At 45.9% G+C, this 15,238-nt stretch carries 7 protein-coding genes and 1 riboswitch; of the genes, 5 read left to right on the forward strand and 2 right to left on the reverse strand.

What is annotated here, in order from left to right; genetic code table 11:
• Positions 1–105: 105 nt before the first annotated feature.
• The gene (locus tag JEZ96_RS15660) at positions 106–5,421 is read right to left on the reverse strand and encodes a PAS domain S-box protein (protein ID WP_025007562.1); all 5,316 of its coding nucleotides are present in this window, start codon (positions 5,419–5,421) and stop codon (positions 106–108) included.
• Positions 5,422–5,553: 132 nt separating this feature from the next.
• Positions 5,554–6,912 (reverse strand): alanine/glycine:cation symporter family protein, encoded by a 1,359-nt coding sequence (locus JEZ96_RS15665; protein WP_011788179.1) that lies wholly within the window; start codon positions 6,910–6,912, stop codon positions 5,554–5,556.
• Between the two features lie 190 nt (positions 6,913–7,102).
• Positions 7,103–7,232, reverse strand: a riboswitch (glycine riboswitch).
• 421 nt (positions 7,233–7,653) lie between these two features.
• Between JEZ96_RS15665 and JEZ96_RS15670 the strand changes: the two genes are divergently transcribed.
• The 5 genes from JEZ96_RS15670 (at position 7,654) to napA (ending at position 15,235) form a co-directional block, all read left to right on the forward strand.
• Positions 7,654–8,325: an ABC transporter ATP-binding protein gene (locus JEZ96_RS15670; RefSeq protein WP_011788178.1), complete on the forward strand. Its 672-nt coding sequence runs from the start codon at positions 7,654–7,656 to the stop codon at positions 8,323–8,325.
• Complete coding sequence (locus tag JEZ96_RS15675; protein WP_011788177.1) at positions 8,322–10,958, forward strand: ABC transporter permease; 2,637 nt, start codon at positions 8,322–8,324, stop codon at positions 10,956–10,958. The genes JEZ96_RS15670 and JEZ96_RS15675 overlap by 4 nt, the downstream gene beginning before the upstream one ends.
• Complete coding sequence (locus JEZ96_RS15680) at positions 10,955–12,166, forward strand: lipocalin-like domain-containing protein (RefSeq protein WP_061783225.1); 1,212 nt, start codon at positions 10,955–10,957, stop codon at positions 12,164–12,166. Before JEZ96_RS15675 ends, JEZ96_RS15680 begins: the two co-directional genes overlap by 4 nt.
• A gap of 322 nt (positions 12,167–12,488) precedes the next feature.
• A complete protein-coding gene (locus JEZ96_RS15685) occupies positions 12,489–12,758 on the forward strand; it encodes a chaperone NapD (RefSeq protein ID WP_011788175.1) in 270 nt (89 codons plus the stop codon).
• Complete coding sequence (gene napA, locus JEZ96_RS15690; RefSeq protein WP_011788174.1) at positions 12,755–15,235, forward strand: nitrate reductase catalytic subunit NapA; 2,481 nt, start codon at positions 12,755–12,757, stop codon at positions 15,233–15,235. Before JEZ96_RS15685 ends, napA begins: the two co-directional genes overlap by 4 nt.
• Positions 15,236–15,238 lie beyond the last annotated feature (3 nt).

Below are 15,238 nucleotides of genomic sequence, written 5' to 3' on the forward strand. Positions count from 1 at the left end.
ACCAACGCTATTCCATAGCCGATATCAAACACAGGCACATATTCGACACGTCATCCATGGCATTAAGTTTCGGCTTATTGAGCTAGCCTTCCATCTTGATGTGCATCATTGGGAATGCGAATTTAACTCTGCTAAAACCTCGTCAATCAAGTCCACCGCTTCATCAAATTGATATTGATTAATCATCGCCAGTACCGGGCTTAATTGTTGCCATAACTTGGTGCTCACTTGGGGTTTTAACGCATTAATCAGCTCCACAGCCTTAGCATCGGCCTCTTCTAAACTCTGACGTAAGTGTTTAAGCGCTATGATTAACTGTTCAGAGGAGAGTGGCTCTATCCCAATCTCAGAAATGTCCTCTAATTCAGGCTTTACTTTTTCGATAGCTTCACAAATAGAGGCAACCAGTTTTTCAATCTGCTCAAGCTCGTCCTGATAAGGCTGATTTTCACTCAAATGCAATTCTAATAAACGAGCAAGTTCAACTAATTTGCTCGAACTTAAATTACCAGCAAGCCCTTTGAGCGTGTGGGCAATACGTACGGCATCCTCCTGTTTATTTGCACTAACAGCCTTACGAAGCATCTCCACAACATTACGCTGACTGCTTACAAATCGATCAAAAATCCGTTGATACAAACGTGCAGAATGCTGGACAAGTTGCAATCCCCTATCAATATCTAACTCGGGATGCTCTGGCCATTTAAGCATAGTTGCTGGATCAGTATTGATAGGTTTATTTTTAATATCATTAACTTGTGCGTTTTCTAATAAGGTCGATTGCGACTTATCATCTCCAAGATATTTTAATAAGGTTTGATACAGAATATTGACTTCGATAGGTTTAGCGATGTGGTCATTCATCCCTGCTCTTAAGCACATTTCTTTATCGCCAGCCATGGCATTTGCGGTCATAGCGATAACGGGGAGATGTGCCAACTCAGGCCGCTGCCTTATTGCCATTGTCGCTTGATAACCGTCCATCACTGGCATTTGGCAATCCATAAGCACTAAGTCATAACTTTGCTGAGACAGTTTATCTAAGGCAATTTGCCCATTCGTCGCAATGGATAAAATAATACCCACTTGCTCCAAAAACTCTGTGGCGACTTCAAGATTCATCTCATTATCTTCAACTAAGAGGACACGCTTTCCTTTAAGTGGCAGTAAGAGTTGGGGATCTAACGCTTCATTATGCCGCCTCACCGGTAAGATTCCGGCCCTACCTAGGGCATTCATTATGCCATCAAGCAAGCGTGAGGCACTGATAGGTTTGCTGATATATCCCGCTAATCCAAGTTGCTCTATTTGTGTTAAAAATTCATGGTTCGCATGGGCAGACACCATTAAGATCCGCGGTGCGGCTTTAGCCTGCTGTTGGATCTGCCGTGCAGCTTCTAGCCCATCCATACTCGGCATCTTCCAATCAATTAATGCTACGGCATACTCATGCTGTATACATCGACTAACAGCCTCTTCGCCTGTGCGCACTGTATCAACATTGAATCCCATGCTCTCCAGTGCCGTACGCATAATGTCTCTAGCCGTCGCATTATCATCGACCACTAACACCGACATGCCTTCGAGCTCTTGACCTACCGTCAACTTTTGACCACTGGAAATTTGCAGTTTCACCGTGAAATAGAAAGTACTGCCATGCCCAAATTGACTCTCAACGCCAATATTACCTCCCATTAGCTCCACTAGCTGTTTACAAATGGCTAAACCTAGGCCTGTACCACCGTATTTACGTGTCGTGGAAGTATCCGCTTGGCTGAAAGATTTAAACAGTTTGGCTTGCTGTTCATCGGTTAAGCCTATGCCGCTATCGCGTACACTAAAGCGCAGCGTCACATCATCATTCTGTTGCTCGACCAAGTTGATAGAAAGTAATACTTCCCCTCTTTCAGTAAACTTAATCGCATTGTTCATCAGGTTGATCAGCACTTGCCCTAAGCGTAGCGAATCGCCAAACAAATGCCGTGGCACATTGGGCGCAACTGCAAACAATAACTCAAGTTGTTTGTGAACCACCTTCTCCGAGAACATATCACTGAGATCTTCGAGCATGGTATCGAGTTGAAAAGGAACGGCGTCAATATCCAGCTTACCGGCTTCGATCTTAGAAAAATCGAGGATGTCATTGATAATTGAGAGTAATGATTGTGAGGCTCGCTCAATTTTCTCCACATAGTTTTTCTGTTTTTTATCGAGCGCGGTCTGTAAACACAGCTGTGACATACCAATAATGGCATTCATTGGCGTGCGTATTTCATGGGACATATTGGCCAAAAAGTCCCCCTTTGCCTTACTGGCTGCATCGGCTTCTTCTTTAGCGATAAGCAGTTCATCTGACAACAGTTTAAGCTCGGTCATATCCACCATGCTGACAACTGCAGATTCAAATTGGTGATGACAGTCAAAAAGTGCGGAAACATTAACCGTCATCCACATTGGCTCACCGGAGGGGCGAATAAAACTACGTTCTCCACGATAGTGATCGACTTTACCATCAGCAAGATCTTTAAATTGTGCTTTAGCAATCTCTCTATCCTGTGGGCTAAGGACATCAAATATGGGAATATTACGTAATTCCTCACGGGCTCGTCCTATGTCTTCACAGAATTGGTCATTACAATCCAGAATCAAGCCCTTAGCATCGATATTGATAATACCTATGGTTGCACCATCAAAAAGTGCCCTAAAGTGCGCTTCACTTAAGGCGAGTTCTTGCTCCATAGTTTTACGCTGAGTGATATCCATAACGTAACCATTCCAAATGATCACATCATCACTCTCTACGTGACCACTCGCACCAGCCTCCATCCAGCGTATACTGCCGTTAGGATGTCGATAACGAAACTCGCGGATCCACTGCAACTTATCGTCACTCTTACCCGCTAAGGCACGAACAACCTCAGGCCTTTCCTCATCAAAAATACGCTCTGCAATAATATTAAAATCATTCATTAAATTATCGCGTTGCAACCCTAGCATCGGCAGTGCGGCACCAGAAAGAAAGGTAAATGCGCGATCAGAGGGAGAACGCCAACGCAACTGGTACACAGTACAAGGAATCGATTCAGTAATATTGGTCAGCTGCTGACGTGAGGCTTCAAGCTCGACAGACACGAGTTTGCTCTCGGTAATATCATCAATACTGCCATCAAACCAAAGTGGGAAGCCCTCTTCGTTATAGCTCGCTTTACCCTTTTCATGCACCCAACGGATGCTGCCATCGCGGTGGCGAATACGATATTCCACCTCAAAGGTTTCTTGCTGTGCCAATGCCTTATCAATATGCTGATGACACAGAGGACGATCTTCTTCCAGAATCAAAGATGAGAAGTTACGTTGGCGGTTTTCGATAAACTGACTTGCCGCATAACCCGTAATATCGGCGATATTGTCACTGATATATTCCATCACCCATACCTCGCCGATACGGGTACGGTAAACAGCACCGGGAATATTCGCCACCAAACCGCGAAAACGTAGCTCACTGTCACGGATTTTTTGTTCGATGGCTAATTTCTGAGTCATATCGCGAATGGAAGCAGCGACCTGTCTACTGCCATCCACATCGGCGGGGAGAATACTTAAGGCAATTTCAGCAATAAACTCGTTACCATCGGCCTTTACAGCACGGACATGACGCGCATTTGCCATGCTTCTATCGCGGCCATCACGTAAAAACTGTTGCCGATAACGCACATGTTCACTCCCTAGTGCTTGGGGCAATAGAGCTTCAACTTGCAGCCCTAACATGGCCTCAGCATGATAACCAAACAGTTGTTGGCAACGACTATTGCTAAAGATGATTTCACCTTTTTCATCAACAATCAGCATGGCTTCTGGTGCGGCTTCAAGCACGGCATTTGACCAAGCTGCCGCTGAAAACTGCTCTGTCACATCGGTAAAAAGCATTTCTACCGACATTAATTCGCCCGTCTCTGACACTAAGGGCTGCATAAAGACATCGAGGCGCCTTAAATGGCCTTGAGCATCAATCATTTCAACTTGGTGCGAAGGCACATTTTGGCCTTTTAAGGCCAAATCTGTGTATTGCCAATTTTTTTCATTCAGTGGATTTACCGAGAAAAGCCGTTGATATTTTCGCTTTAATAACTCAGGTGCAATGCCAAGTACTTTCGTCACACCATCACTCACTTGGGCCAACTGCCCTGAAGGTTCGAGTGAACAGTAAAAGGATTTATCACTCATACCGTCAATTAAGCGAGCAAAGCGGTTACCACGGGAGTCGAGAATGGCCTGTTCACGCTCAGCTAATAGCTCGGCCATTTGATTAAAGGTCTGGCTTAAGGTCACAATTTCGCTCACCGCACCTTTAGGAATAACAAGTTGCTGTGCTTTACCTTGACCAAAGGCGAGAATGCCTGATTCCAGTAACTCTAATGGTCGGGTCAGGCGTTTTGCAGTTAAATAGCAGGTCAGCAATAACAGCAAGGTTAACAAACTTAAATCCAGCACAATGGAGGCAATATCATCGAGTAAAGCCGTAAATAACTCCTGTTCTGGCACCATAACGACGACGCGCCATTTCAATTTAGGCACAGTTGCAACACTGGCAAGATAGCTAATCCCCTGCACATCAACAAACCTTGCCTGTCCATCGAGATTTTTCTCTTGGAGTAACCAAAAGTCCCCATTGTGTTTCATGCTCTTATCGAGCCACTGCGCCGAGGTTGTGGACAGTATTTTGTCTCTATCGGCATGAAAAATGAGTCGTTCCTGATCGTCTAATATAACTAAGCGATTCGACGCAACACCTAGTTGGCTAGGTAATCTATCGAGGGCGAGATCGACAGTAGCCACACCAAAATAATGATCTAAAACGCCAAAAGGGGCGGAGTAAGTGACCATAAGGACATTGCCAGCACCTTCATCAAAATATGCCTTAGACCAATAGCCATTGGCTTGATTAATGGCATTCGTCCACCAGTCCCAAGAACCATCGGTGTAATCATAGCCCTCGGCACCAATATCGAGGTAATGCAACGCCTCGCCAGCGCGGTATACATAAGGAGAAAAGAGTTTTCGATTAGGAAATACATCGGGTTTAAACGCAACAGCAGTACCAAAAAAGTCTGGGTTTCGCTCCAAACGATTCATCAATACCTGTTTGACGTTATCGATATCATTAAATCCCTCTTTATTGGATAAAAAACCGATAAAATCTGCCAGTCCTTGGGTGTTCGCTTGGGCATGTTCGAGGATAAGTTGTAACCGAGAAGCCGAATGGCTAGCCTGCTGTTCTAATTTTTCATAGAGCGTTTTTTCTAATGCTTGATATTTAAACCAAGAGTTTACGCCATACACACCCGTCATAATTAAAATCAAAGGCAAGGCGATGTGAGATAAAATTCTACTGCGGAAGGTACGAAGTTTACTTCTATCCATAGCATCGCCCCAAAGTCATCGAGTTTAAAAGCACACGTCGTTAAACAGCACTTATATAAAGTAAACGAAGAACCATGAGGCGACAATCCTTAGCGTTAAAATAATGTGAAGTAATTTATTGTTTTAACAGCACTAATAAATAGTCTCTACGTTGCGGCTTGGGAGCATTCGCGCAAAGTAATGTTGAGTCTCGGCAATAATGATATGACGCAAACCCACAATAGCAATCAAATTAGGGATAGCCATTAGGCCATTGACAGTATCGGCTAATAGCCAAATCACATCTAATTTGATAAATGCTCCTCCCCCGATTAAGACAAGAAAAACCACTTGATACACACGTAAGCCGCGCTCACCCACCAGATAGTACCAGCAGCGTTCACCATAATAATGCCAACCTAAAATGGTCGTAAAAGCAAAACAAACGAGGGCAATTGTCACTAAATATTGGCCGACAACCGCAGAGCCCCCGAGGGCAAATGCCGCGCTAGTCATTGCAGCGCCCGCGGTATCACCGCTCCATACACCTGTAATAATCAGCACTAAGCCCGTCATAGTACAAATGATGATGGTGTCGAAAAAAGTGCCCGTCATACTGACAAGCCCCTGCTCTACTGGTTCATTGGTTTTTGCCGCAGCTGCTGCAATGGGAGCGCTGCCAAGACCCGACTCATTCGAAAACACCCCCCGAGCAATACCAATTTGAATGGCTTGAGCAACCGTCGCGCCTAAAAATCCGCCCGCCGCAGATAATGGGGTAAATGCCGATTCAATCACAAGACCAAGCGCAGGCATAATCTGATCGGCAAAACTAATCAATATCCACAAACAGGCAAGGATATAGCCAATCGACATAGCAGGCACCAGCTTTTGTGCCACATTCGAAATGCGCTTAACGCCCCCTAACGTGACAGCCGCAACCAGCATAGTTAACACCACAGCCGTTAACCAAGTCGGCACCTCAAAGGCAATCGTCAGCGCATCGCTGATGGCATTCACCTGTGCAAAAGTGCCAATACCAAAAAACGCTACGCCAACGCCAAAAAGTGCAAATAACTTTGCCATCCAATGCAGACCAAGGCCACGCTCGATATAGTACATTGGGCCACCTGCTATCTGACCTCTCGCATCGGTTGTTCGATATTTTACCGCCAACATACACTCGGCATATTTAGTCGCCATACCAAAAAAGGCCGCCAACCACATCCAAAATAAGGCCCCAGGCCCTCCCATTTTGATCGCCGTCGCCACGCCAACAATATTACCTGTACCAATCGTGGCTGATAACGCAGTACAGAGTGCGGCGAAGGAGGATAAATCACCATGGCCTTTGGCGGGTTTAAATAATAGTCCGAGCGCCATAGGCAAACGAAAAACTTGGATAAGCTTTAGCCGCGCAGTGAGATAAATCCCTGTGCCAACTAATAAACAAAGTGTGATAGGACCCCATACAATACCGTTTAGGCTGCTGAGCAAGACTTCAAAACTCATGATATTCCTCAATTATTAAACAACTTAAATTAATAAGGGAGGAGGAAAAGAAATGGCTGAGACACAAACACATGGCATGCTTAGTGCGCTTTTTCACCTGTGTGGATCGATCTGTGGCATAGACAACATACCCATTTCAACTCACTCAACCTAAAAAACGCCCACGACAAACGACAGGGACTGTGCAGTCATCCTCTCCTCTGTCCTTTTGCCTGAGCGTTTCGCGTCGCATCTTCATTAAGAACACGGCGACACTTTCGCCTTCGGCGCCACCTTTCCACACTATCAAGTGTAGCGGTAGTCTCTCCAGAGGCTCGTCCAGTAGCAGTCCACGCCTTACGGCACCTGAAAGAGTGCTTTGCTTCTCATCCCTGCAACTGATTTTAAAAATCGAGTGTGGGATAAAAAGACAAAGTTGCCTCGTCGGTGTGGGGTTAATTCCCCACTCTCCTGCTACCTTCATCCGAACGGATTGTTAACTCAATATCAGCATATTGATTTAACAGGGCGCACAGCATGCAACAAACCCGTTAAGAGCTCAAGCCTGTTTGCTCACAGTTATTGACCCACACGCCTATTTGGTGAATTTTTGAGCACACTTGTTTTTCGGTATTTGAGATAACATGGTTACACTGGCCAAATCTAAAGTGAACTTTTTAATAGAAATATCAGTATCTATGTGAATACAAATTGCTTTATGTTTATCCTTTAGCTTGTCACGAACAATAAGGAACAGTTCAAATGACGGAAGTCGCTAAACTCATTCAGATCAGTAAAAGTTTTCGCGATGGAGAACTGCGCCATGCCGTACTGCAATCGGTTGACTTAGCGATCCACAAAGGTGACACAGTTGCGCTCACAGGGCCTAGCGGAAGTGGAAAGAGCACTTTGCTAAATCTTATTGCAGGCTTTGAAACACAAGATTCAGGTGAAATATTCCTTGAAAATAAATCAACTAAAAACTGGCAAGATAGTCAATGGAGTCACTTTCGACGGCAATCACTGGGGGTCGTATTTCAGCAATTTAACTTACTGACACCACTGAATGTAAAAGATAATATCGCGTTTTCCCTCAACCTTATCCAGCAATCATGGTCGCCTTGGTGTGATTATTTAGTGGATAAACTGGATCTTACACCACTGCTACAACGGCAGATTGAAGCGCTATCCGGTGGACAACAACAAAGAGTCGCCATTGCCCGTGCCTTAGCCCACAAACCCAGTTTGCTGCTTGCCGATGAACCCACAGGTAACTTAGATGACGTGGCGGGTAAGCAAGTGATGTCACTACTTTGTGAACTCGCAAGGGAAAGCCACACCAGCATTTTGATGGTCACCCATAGCGAGGAATGTGCGGCCTTTATGCAAAAACGCTGGCATTTATCCCATGGTGCCGTGGCAATTTCAGGATGACACGCGCCTTGGAAACACAAATCATGGCTAAAAAAACCATCAAAAACCAAGCGCTCATTAGTGGCAAACTAAGGCGAATAAGGCTAGGTTTACAGCTATTCTTGGCCCATTATCGCCACGCACCACTCCAAGCTGGCGCCACATTGCTAGGGATTGCACTTGCCGTAACGCTGCTTATTGGCGTCAAAGCGACCAATGACAACGCGATTCGCAGTTATAGTGAAGCCACCGAACTCCTAAGCCAACGAGCGGATGTATTACTGACTGCGCCAATAGGACAAGATACCTTAGACGAATCCGTATATTTCGCCCTAAGACAAGCAGGGCTCAGCCAAAGTCTTTCCGTGGTTAATGGTCGAGTCGCTGGTAAAGATGGTCAGTTTTGGCAAATTGAAGGCAGTGATTTAGCGGCAGCACTCACCTTACAGAAATCCCAAGCCAATAAAGAAAACGATACTCACACTCCCATGCAAGATCTCCCCCTTGCCGCACTGTTAAGCGGCGATCCTGTGGTGGTGATGAGCCAAAGTTTAGCTGGACAGATTGCCCCCAATGGTCAGCTTTACCTAGCGCAAACGACCCTAGAGGTTATCGCTATCGATGATAAATTTGGCCTAGGCAGCGCCATTTTAGCGGATATATCCCTTGCCCAACATTTGCTTAATCTTAACGGGAAACTCAGCTATATCGCCCTGTTTAGTGAACGAGACAAACTCCCTGCACTAAAATCCCAACTAGATAAATTGGAGATTACACCACAAAAAGCCAGCTTTAATCAGCAGGATCAGGGCCAAGCGCTTATCGCTCTCACTCGCAGTTTTCATTTAAACCTCAATGCCATGAGCATGCTGGCATTCGTAGTCGGACTCTTTATCGCGTACAACGGCGTACGCTATAGCCTGATGAAACGCCAAAAGTTACTGGTTCAGCTTCTGCAGCAAGGAATGGAACGCAGTGTCGTGATGGCGGCGCTGATGGTTGAACTCGTATTACTCGTGGTTGTAGGGGCATGCCTTGGGTTTATCATCGGATTACAGCTTAGCCATTGGTTACAACCTATGGTGGCAATGACATTAGAGCAAATGTATGGCGCCCATTTACTGCCAGGTATTTGGCAATGGACATGGTTATTTGAGGCGATAGCACTCACTTTTGTGGCCGCGTTAGCCGCTTGCTTGCCTTTATATTTAGACTTAACGAGACAATCACTGGCTCAAGGGGCTAATCGCTATCAACTCACCCAAGCCCATCGAAAAACCCACAGTAAACAGTTTATTTGTGCTTGCATTTTATTAAGCCTTGCAGCCCTGCTATTTCCCTTTAGCCAAAGTTATGATGTGAGTTTAGTACTACTCGGCATAGTCACCATAGCGATCCCTTTGCTGTTACCGCTATTACTACATTGGGGAGTCAGCATATTACAGCCCTTTGCACGCCAAGGTCTCTGGCAATACCTGCTCGCAGAAACTCGCGAGTTAATTGCCCCGCTCTCCCTCGCTATGATGGCAATTTTACTTGCCCTCAGCGCCAACGTATCGATGAATACCTTAGTCGGTAGTTTTGAGCAAACCCTACGCGCTTGGCTGGAAACCAGATTACATGCCGATCTTTATATCCGTCCACCGAGTCATCGCATTGAAGCAATACAAGCCCAACTGGCTAATGATCCAAGGGTAAGCGGGCTTTACCAGCAATGGCAAATAGACGCTCAACTTACGCTTAATAGCGCGAATAAAACCTCAAGTGAGCAGGCGATTCCAGTCAATCTATTAAGTCGCGATGATTATTCAGTGCGTTATACCAGTGCACTTAAAGAAAGTTTACCCACACTTTGGCAATCCTACTTTGAAAAACCCTATTTACTGATTAGTGAACCTCTCGCGATAAAATATGGTTTACAACTTGGGGATACTGCCGAGCTTGACGTGCTCGATAAAACGGGCCTATCGGATAATAACAAGCTGATTATTGGCGGAATTTACTATGATCACGGCAATACCCGAAATGAAGTCATTATCAGTCAAAACCTGTGGCAAAAAGCACAATTACCGATACAACCTATTAGCCTCGCGGCAAGTTTTTATGGCAAAAACCAAGCCAAGATAAGCGATACAGACCTTGATAAACTCGAAGCCCAATTAGCACAAGAGCTTGAATTATCAAGAGCACAAATCTACAGCCAGACCAAAATCAAAACCCAAGCCATTGCGATGTTTAAACGCACTTTTTCGATTACCTTAGTGCTCAACAGTTTGACGTTAATTGTGGCGGCTATTGGGCTTTTTAGTGCCTGCTTAATGTTAACGCAGGCAAGGCAGGCGCCACTGGCCCGACTATATGCATTGGGCGTAAGCCGAAGAGCATTACGTATAATGGTTTTTGTCCAAATGTTGATTGTGGTACTTATTACCTGTTTACTCGCAATGCCAACGGGCGCGCTTTTAGGGTATCTGCTTATCCATAAAATCACGCTGCAAGCCTTTGGTTGGACAATCCATATGATTTGGGATTGGCTCGCCTACGGTCATGCTATCCTTATTGCGCTCATTACCTGCACTCTGGCCGTACTTCTACCCTTATATTGGCAAACCCGTAAACCCTTAGTGGCGAGTTTACAGCAGGAAACTTTATGATGAAAAAGCCAAAAACGAGGCAGCTGATAACGCGAGTGAACCCAACAATAGCCAAAACCATATTTTATGTTCTGATAGGGCTAATGCTGACAACTGGCTGCGATAAATCCCCAGCCACACAGAACAATCCCTCAAAATCTATGGGGAATGTGCTAAGCAGTACATCAGGTAAGGCGTCTTCAAATAGCGAGATATCCTTTGCGCCCGTCATCCAAGGTTACCGTTTCGAGTTTCCGCGAGATCACTTAGCCCATAATGATTTTAGGCAAGAATGGTGGTATCTGACCGCAAACCTAACCACAGAGCAGGGTGAACCACTCGGCGCCCAGTGGACACAATTTAGAATTGCCCTTAATGCTGCAAATGCCCATAGGGAAAATGAATCGACTTGGGCAAGTCGGCAATTATATTTCGCCCATAGCGCCTTAACCTCAAACCATACTCACATGGCTCACGAAAAATGGTCACGCCACCACAAAGAGCTTGCCGATGTTCAAGCAATCCCTTATCAGATCCGCTTAGATAACTGGACATGGAAGAGTGAGAATACGACATTATTCCCCGCAATATTAAGCGTCGAAAATGAAGATTTTAGTTATCAACTTAAGCTTGATAGCCAAGCACCTCTGCAATATCAAGGTGATAACGGTTACAGCATAAAAAGCCGTGACGGTAAAGTTGCCTCCTATTATTACAGTCAGCCCTTTATTGATATTTCAGGTGAAATTATCCGTCACGGCAAAGTGGAGCACGTAACGGGTAAAGGTTGGCTCGATAGGGAATGGAGCTCACAATTTCTCACTAAAAACCAACAGGGTTGGGACTGGTTTGCCCTACGACTAAACGATGGTTCTGCACTGATGTTATTTCAATTACGGGATGAGTTACCGCATGAATCAAAAGGGAATAAATCTATTTCAGCATTTTATAGTGCAAGACGCATGTTTCAAGATGGTACAGGCCGCAATATTAACTCTACTGATCACCCCAATGGCATTCAAATGACGCCACTCGAATGGCAATCAACCGTCAATGGCAACTATCCTGTTAGTTGGCAAGTTAAAATCCCAAGTGAGAATATTGACCTTACGATTAGACCACTAAACCCTAATAGCGCCATGCCTCTTTCAACCCCTTACTGGGAAGGCCCTGTGCAACTCACCGGCAGCCATACTGGTGTGGGTTATATGGAACTAACGGGGTATTAATGCCTTATATACTAAGCAATGTGAATGCGCCATCCATACCTAGAGAGCCAACTTCGTAATGCCCAGTATTCCCCTCCCCAATACTGGGCATAACACTTACGACGTAGTGACATCGCCACCAGTGACAACAGAACTAACCGCTTAAATATCAAACTGGGAGTTAGATCACTCGAAAAACTTTGATCCCGATCGACTATCGCTTTCAATACCTCTTGTGAGGTATACCCACATTTTTTATCAGGTCTAGACTCGCAGAAATCAGCACTTAGTTGTCCTTTAAAATCTTCGCAACTGAGTCAAAACCACCTAAAGGTCACCCGCGATGAGTCAGGAATACCATATTACTAGCCTTGTGGTACATGCAGCCCCCAATGCCTTGCAGCAGGTTGAAGCAGATATTAGTGCCTTATTGGGCTGTGATATTCATGCCATCACACCTGAAGGTAAATTGGTTGTCACCCTTGAAGGGAGTAGTCAAAAAGCCATTCTCGACAATGTTGAAGCTATTAATGCCCTGTCCGGCGTGTTATCCGCCAGTTTGATTTACCACCAAGTAGAACCCTTAGAACAAATGAGTGAGGAAATATTATGAGCATAAGTCGCCGCGAGTTTCTCAAGGCCAACGCAGCCCTTGCCGCTGCGACGGCCGTTGGCGTGACGCTTCCCGTGAAAATGGTTGAAGCCGCCGAGTCAGATAATATCAAATGGGATAAAGCGCCCTGCCGTTTTTGCGGCGTAGGATGTAGCGTATTAGTCGGCACTAAAGCGGGTAAAGTCGTTGCCACTAAGGGTGATCCAGAAAGCCCTGTTAACCGTGGCTTAAACTGCATTAAAGGTTACTTCCTGTCGAAAATCATGTACGGCAAGGACAGATTAACCACGCCACTGCTACGGATGAAAGACGGCAAATACCATAAAGAAGGTGAGTTTACCCCTGTTAGCTGGGATGTCGCCCTTGATACTATGGCCGCTAAGTGGAAACACAGCATTGCCACTAAAGGCCCGACTTCTGTCGGTATGTTCGGTTCAGGCCAGTGGACGATTTGGGAAGGTTACGCCGCTTCCAAACTGCATAAAGCGGGGTTTTTAACCAATAATATCGACCCTAACGCGCGCCACTGCATGGCCTCGGCTGTGGTTGGCTTTATGCGTACCTTTGGTATCGATGAACCTATGGGTTGCTATGACGATTTAGAAGCCGCCGATCACTTTGTGCTTTGGGGCGCCAACATGGCCGAGATGCACCCGATCCTGTGGGCACGTTTATCTGATCGCCGTTTAAGCAGTCCGAGTTGCCGCGTACATGTACTCTCTACCTTTGAGAATCGCAGCTTCGACTTAGCCGATAACCCTATGGTTTTCCATCCGCAATCAGATCTGGTGATCCTCAACTATATCGCCAACTACATCATTCAAAACAAAGCTGTAAACACTGACTTTGTCACTAAACATACTCAATTTGCCTTAGGTGTTGATGATATTGGCTATGGTCTGCGTCCAGATCATCCATTAGAGAAGAAAGCCAAAAACCCTGGCAATGGTAAATCAACCCCAATTAGCTTTGACGAGTACGCTAAGTTCGTCAGCACTTATACGCTGGAATACGCGGCTAAGATGAGTGGTGTGGAGCCTGAAAAACTCGAAACCTTAGCCAAAGCCTATGCCGATCCTAAGGTGAAGGTTATGAGTCTTTGGACCATGGGGATTAACCAACACGTACGTGGCGTATGGGCAAACAATATGCTCTACAACCTCCACTTACTGACGGGCAAAATCGCGACTCCCGGTAACAGCCCATTCTCATTAACAGGTCAACCCTCTGCCTGTGGCACCGCCCGTGAAGTCGGCACCTTCGCCCATCGTCTACCCGCTGACATGGTTGTGGATAACGATAAGCACCGTGCTATTACTGAAAAAATGTGGCAAGTGCCTGAAGGCACGATTCCACCAAAACCGGGTTACCACGCGGTACTTCAAAGCCGTATGCTCAAAGACGGTAAGCTCAATTGTTATTGGACAATGTGTACCAATAACATGCAAGCAGGCCCCAATATCAATGAAGAAATGTATCCGGGCTTCCGTAACCCTGAAAACTTTATCGTGGTATCCGATCCTTATCCTACGGTAACTGCCATGGCGGCGGATTTAATCCTGCCAACGGCAATGTGGGTAGAGAAAGAAGGGGCCTACGGTAATGCCGAGCGCCGCACCCATATGTGGCATCAACAAGTCAAAGCGCCAGAAGGGGCAAAATCCGATCTGTGGCAATTAATGGAATTTGCGAAACGCTTTAACGTGTCAGAGGTGTGGCCTGCAGAGCTTATCGCCAAACAGCCAGAATACGCAGATAAGACCCTGTTTGAAGTGCTATTTGCCAACGGCGTGATCAACAAGTTTCCAACAACCGATTGCAAGGCTGAATTAAACGATGAAAGTCAGCACTTTGGTTTTTATGTACAAAAAGGCATTTTCGAAGAATATGCCGCCTTTGGCCGTGGCCATGCCCATGATTTAGCCGACTTTGACCGCTACCACGAAACCCGCGGTCTGCGCTGGCCAGTGGTCAATGGTAAAGAAACCCTGCGCCGTTTCGTTGAGGGTAGCGATCCTTACGTCAAAGCAGGTGAAGGCTTTAAATTCTATGGTAAACCAGATGGTAAAGCAGTGATTTTCGCCCTGCCCTATGAGCCTGCAGCGGAAGAGCCGAACTCAGAATACGATCTGTGGATGTCAACTGGCCGCGTGCTCGAACACTGGCATACAGGTTCGATGACAGCACGGGTGCCTGAACTCTATCGCGCTTATCCCGATGCACAAATCTTTATGCATCCAGAAGACGCCAAGGCTCGTGGTCTACAACGTGGTGATGAAGTAGTTGTCGCCTCTCCCCGTGGTGAGGTCAAAACCCGTGTTGAAACCAAAGGCCGTAACAAACCGCCACGCGGCGTAGTGTTTATGCCCTTCTTCGATGCGCGTCAGTTAGTGAACAAGTTGATTCTGGATGCAACCGATCCACTGTCAAAAGAAACTGACTTTAAGAAGTGCCCAGTCAAAGTGATGAAGGCTTAAGCC

Origin of the sequence: Shewanella putrefaciens, from assembly GCF_016406325.1 — a bacterium.
Taxonomy (GTDB): domain Bacteria; phylum Pseudomonadota; class Gammaproteobacteria; order Enterobacterales; family Shewanellaceae; genus Shewanella; species Shewanella putrefaciens.